A 1,706-nucleotide genomic window follows, 5' to 3' on the forward strand; every position below is an offset into this window, starting at 1 on the left:
TTGCCCAAAAATAGCTCAAAACCTCTGCCCTAGTATTTTTGGGTATTTATACTCATTGCAAAAGTGACACGCTCCCTCTTTATGCTGTTCTGCATCGCGCATTCTAGAGTCTAATAGGCTTGGGATAAGAACAATCTGACTTCCTTTCACAAGTCTCTATATCCCAAAAATTAGTGAAATAAAATTCGTCTGAAAGCGCTAACCCAAGCGTATTGTTTTATAGTCTGAATTCACATTTTTTCCCTCCCATAACGAGTGCATTATACATCGACTGTAAAATTTACCCTCCTGGACGTAAAATCGGTTTAGACACTACCTGTAGTAAGATGCGTTTCGGCACACCCAGCCCGTTCAGGAGTGGTGAAGAAGTTTTTGAAACCCTGGAAATCTCGTAGCGGGCGATCGATCAATCTTCTTATTTTCAGAATTTAAACGCAATAAGCAACGTTTATTGCTAAGAACCAACGCCTGGGATAACACAACTGCGTTGATTGCACTCAGCCAGCGGGCTGGTTTCGGCACACCCTATCAGTAGAGTGTGTGTGTAAGCCCTAATTTAGATTCGTGAACTACCAGACGCTGACCACTTAGGCGGTACAGCGCTGGCTTCCTGATTCAACGGGGCGGGGCGTCTAGCAAAACCGAAGTTTTACCAGATCGACTTACATCCCCTCCACAGGCTGAAGCGCTAGTTCCTAACGCCAGCATCCGCAAGGCTTCATTTCTAATATTGATCGCTGCATTTACATCACGGTCATGGTGAGTGCCACAATGCTTACAAGTCCATGCCCTAATATCAAGAGCGAGATGATCAACTCGATTTAAGCAGACATGGCAAGTCTTTGAGCTAGGAAACCATCGATCGATCTCGATATAAGTTTTACCTTCACTTTCAGCCTTGTACTTGAGCATGGTGCAGAACATACCCCAGCCAGCGTCGCTAATCGATGAGGCTAGATTAGGATTTTTGACCATGCCTTTGACATTGAGATTTTCCACTGCAATAACTTGGTTTTCGTTTACTATCTTGCGGGATAGTTTATGTAGAAAATCTTCACGACATCTAGCAATTTTGGAGTGGACTTTTGCCACTGCCAATCTTGCTTTTTTACGGTTTTGACTACCCTTCTTTTTGCAAGACAACTTTTGCTGTTTGCGTTTTAGGTTCTTTTGGCGTTTGGCAAAATATCTAGGACGATCAAACTTTGAACCATCGCTAGTAATTGCCAAGTGAGTTAAGCCAACATCAACCCCAACAGCTTTGTCAATTGGCAGTGATTTGGGATGAGATTTACCATCATTAATCAGAACGGAAGCAAAGTATTTACCGTCGGAATTGCGAGATACGGTGACAGTTTTAATGCCCCCTTCAAAGCTTCTATGAAGCCGACAATGTACTAATCCAATCTTAGGTAAATTGAGAGAGTTGCCTTCAAACTTGACATTTTGAGGATAGCTAATTGACTGCCTACCATGCTTCGATTTGAATTTGGGCAACATTGCCCTCTTGTCAAAGAAGTTTTTGTAGGCAGTGGATAGATTCAAAGCTACTACTTGCAAACACTGGGAATATGGTTCTTTTAACCATTCATATTCTTTTTTGAGTGCAGGAAGTAAGCCTTGTATATACAGGGCGAACGCATCTAAACTTTATGTTAACATAATCTGGTATATTAGAGAAGAATTATTGAGTACCTACCAAACAT

Annotated in this window: 1 pseudogene; it reads right to left on the minus strand. The window is 42.0% G+C overall.

Annotated elements, in window-relative coordinates:
- Window positions 1-615: 615 nt before the first annotated feature.
- A pseudogene (locus QUA88_RS29390) lies at window positions 616-1,629 on the minus strand (RNA-guided endonuclease InsQ/TnpB family protein); the annotation flags it as partial.
- Window positions 1,630-1,706: the final 77 nt, after the last annotated feature.

The sequence above is a fragment of the Microcoleus sp. D3_18_C2 genome (assembly GCF_036702395.1).
Classification (GTDB): domain Bacteria; phylum Cyanobacteriota; class Cyanobacteriia; order Cyanobacteriales; family Microcoleaceae; genus Microcoleus.